General features: G+C 77.6%; 1 protein-coding gene. It reads right to left on the bottom strand.

Going from position 1 to position 3,818, the window contains the following annotated elements; genetic code table 11:
- On the bottom strand, positions 1-3,818 hold a 3,818-nt coding region (locus tag ABD327_RS31995; protein WP_344456241.1), incomplete at both ends, for a type I polyketide synthase.

The raw sequence follows: 3,818 nt of genomic DNA, 5'->3' as shown, positions 1-3,818 counted from the left end.
GACGTCCACGTCGCACAGGACCGGCCGGGCGCCGAGGCCGGCCAGCTCGGCCGCGAACGCCTCGGCTCCCGGGGCCTGCGCTCCGCGCCGTCCGGCCAGCAGCAGCCTCCGCACGCCGTGCCGGACGACCAGGTGCCGGGCGACGATCCGCCCGAGCCCGCCGGTGCCGCCGGTGACCAGCACCGTCCCGGACCCGAACGACGGCGGCTCCCCGCCCGGCGTCGCCGCGAGGCGGGGCACGAGCACCCGCCCTTCCCGCACGGCGGTCTCCGGCTCGTCGTCGCCGATCAACTCGCCGATCCCGCCGATGTCCGCCGCGGCGTCGAGGTCGACCAGCACGAATCGTCCGGGATGCTCCGAGAGCGCGCCCCGCACGAGCCCCCAGACGGCCGCCGCGACCGGGTCGGCCGGGCCCTCCGGCCCCGCCGCGCCGGACGTCACCACGGCGAGCCGTCCCTCCTCGCCCGACTCCAGCCATCCCTGGACGGCCTTCAGCACCCGGCCGAGCACCCGCCGCACCTCGGCGGCCTCGTCGTGCCCCGCTTGAACGTCGCGCAGGTCCAGCGGGGTGAGGGGCGTCCGGGCGCGGGAGGAGGGGATGGGCGTCCACTCCGGGACGAACAGGGGCGGCGCGTCGGCGGCCGCGGTGGTCAGGGCGCCGAAGGAGAGCTCCTCGACGGTCAGGACGGGGGAGCCTGCGGCGTCGTCGAGACGGAACCCGGCCCCGGCGCGGTGCACGGTGGCGGCGGTGGTGCCCGTCGCGTGGAGGCGGACGCCGCGCCACCGGGTCGCGGGAAGGCCGGCGGTCTCGGCGAGGGCGGCGTCCAGGAGTTCCGGAGGGAGGAGGAAACCGGGGGAGGCGTCGTCGGGGAGGGCGACGGCGACGGGCCCACCGGTGAGCGGCGCGGGCTCGGCCGGGTGCGGGTCGGGGGACAGGACACCCGCGGAGAGGCGGAGCCAGCCGCCGGCGGTGCGGGCGTGGACGCCGAAGGGGCGGGTGCCGTCGGGGCCGGCGTCGGCGATGACGAGCTGGAGATCGACGTGGCCGGACTCGGGCCAGGGCAGGTCGTGGTCGACGGTGAGCTCTCGGACGAGGGGAAGATCGACCTCGTCGGCGGCGTGCAGGGCCAGCTCGACCTGGACGGAGATCGGCAGCGACGGACCCGACCAGGGCAGGTCGGCACGGCTGATCCGGCCGGTGAGCACGTGGCGGCCGGGTTCGGCGATCCGGAGGGCCGCGCCTAGCAGGGGGTGGCCGGCCGGGTCCAGGCCCAAGGCGGCGGGGCCGCCGCCGGGGCGGAGCCAGTAGCGGCGCCGTTGGAAGGGGTAGGTGGGCAGGTCGGCGGGGTCGCCGGCCGGGAGGAAGGCAGTCCAGGCGACGGGGGCGCCGTCCGCCCAGACCCGTCCGAGGGACAGCAGGAGGCGGCGCGGCGACCCGTCGCCGCGGGCCAGCGAGCCGGTGACGACGGGCGCGGCGCCGGCGGCCTCGGCCGTCTCCTGAAGTGCGGCGGTCAGGACAGGGTGCGGGCTCATCTCGACGAACGTGTCGAATCCGGCGCCGGCCAGCGCCGTGACGGCGGGGGCCAGGGCGACGGTCCGGCGCAGGTTGTCGTACCAGTAGCGGGCGTCCTGGCCTCCGTCGAGATAGCGGCCGAGGACGGTCGAGTAGAAGGGGACGCCGCCCGGCCGCGGCCGCACCGGCGCCAGCAGCTCGAGGATCTCGTCCTTCAGTTCCTCGACCTGCGCGGAGTGCGAGGCGTAGTCGACGGGGACCCGCCGGGTCCGGACCTCGGGGTGGGCGGCGAGGAACGCCGCCAGCGCGTCCGCCTCGCCCGACACGACGGTCGCGGCAGGCCCGTTCACCGCGGCGACCGACAGGGGCAGGCCCGCGATCAGCTCCTCCACCTCGGCGGACGGCAGCGCCACCGACGCCATCCCGCCGCCCCCGGCGATCCGGGTGATCGCCCGCGACCGCAGCGCCACCACCCGGGCGCCGTCCTCCAGCGACAACGCCCCGGCGACGCACGCCGCCGCGATCTCGCCCTGGGAGTGGCCGACCACCGCGGACGGTTCGATCCCGGCGGACCGCCACGCCGCGGCCAGCGACACCATCACCGCCCACAGCGCGGGCTGCACGACGTCGACCCGCTCCAGCGAGGCGGCGTCGCCGAGCAGGTCCCGCAGCGGCCTGTCCAGGTAGGGCGCGAGCGCGGCGTCGCACTCGGCGAGGCGCGCGGCGAAGACCGGGGAATGCTCCAGCAGTTCCAGCGCCATGCCCGTCCACTGGGCGCCCTGGCCGGGAAACACGAACGCGACCTTCCGCTCCGAGGCGACGCCCCGCACCAGGGCGGGGTGCTCCTCGCCGGCGGCGAGAGCCCCCAGCGCCGCGCGGGCCTCCTCGGCGTCGACGGCGACGACCAGCGCCCGCCACGGCAGGTCCGCCCGGGACGCCGCCAGCGCCCGGCCCGCCGCGGCAGGGTCGGTCCAGGGCGCGTCCAGCACGCCGCGCGCCAGCGAGGCGAGTGCCTCGGGGCCGGCCGCCGACAACGCCAGCGGCACCACCGCGGGCTCGCCCCGCTCCTCGGCGGGGGCGGCGGGGGCGGGGTACTCCTCCAGGATCAGGTGGGCGTTGGTGCCGCTGACCCCGAACGAGGACACCGCGGCGCGGCGCGGCCGCTCCGCCGCGGGCCACGGCCGCGCCTCGGTGAGCAGCCGCACCGTGCCCGCCGACCAGTCGACGTGCGGGGTCGGCGCGTCGATGTGCAGCGAGCGCGGCAGCATCGTGTGGCGCATCGCCATGACCATCTTGATGACGCCGCCTACTCCGGCCGCGGCCTGGGCGTGTCCGAGGTTCGACTTGAGGGAGCCGAGCCACAGCGGCGTGCGCGGGTTTCGGCCCGGGCCGTAGGCGGCAAGGACGGCCTCGGCCTCGATCGGGTCGCCGAGCGCGGTGCCGGTGCCGTGCGCCTCGACGGCGTCCACCTCGTCCGGGGCGAGGCCGGCCGCTGCCAGGGCCTGCCCGATGACCCGCCGCTGAGCCGGGCCGCTGGGCGCGGTGAGGCCGTTGGACGCGCCGTCCTGGTTGACGGCCGTGCCGCGGATCACCGCGAGGACGGGGTGGCCGTTGCGGCGGGCGTCCGACAGGCGCTCCAGCAGCAGCAGGCCCGCGCCCTCCGACCAGCCGGTGCCGTCGGCGGCGGCCGCGAACGGCTTGCACCGGCCGTCCGGGGCCAGGGCGCGCTGCCGGCTGAACTCGGCGAACACCGACGGCGTCGCCATCACCGCGACTCCGCCCGCCAGCGCCAGCGAGCACTCTCCCGACCGCAGCGACCGCACCGCCAGGTGCAGCGCCACCAGCGACGACGAGCATGCCGTGTCGACGGTCAGCGCCGGGCCCTCCAGGCCGAGCGTGTAGGCGATCCGGCCCGACGCGACGCTCCCGGCCGTCCCGGTGCCGAGATACCCCTCCAGTTCGGCCGGGACGGCGGCGCCCGCCGCGTAGTCGTGGAACATCACGCCGGTGAACACGCCGGTGGCGGAGCCGCGCAGCGCGGACGGCGTGATCCCGGCCCGCTCGACCGCCTCCCACGCGGTCTCCAGGAGGAGGCGCTGCTGGGGGTCCATGGCGAGGGCTTCGCGCGGGGAGATGCCGAAGAAGGCGGCGTCGAACCCGGCCGGGTCGTCGAGGAAGCCGCCGCGGCGGGTCAGCGACGTTCCGGCCCGTGACGGGTCGGGGTCGAAGAGGGCCTCGAGGTCCCAGCCGCGGTCGGCCGGGAACGGGGTGACGGCGTCGCGGCCTTCGGCGACGAGCCGCCACA

The sequence above is a fragment of the Actinocorallia aurantiaca genome (assembly GCF_039533685.1).
In the GTDB taxonomy this organism is placed as follows: Bacteria; Actinomycetota; Actinomycetes; order Streptosporangiales; family Streptosporangiaceae; genus Actinocorallia; species Actinocorallia aurantiaca.
This window is presented reverse-complemented; position numbering and strand designations above follow the sequence as displayed.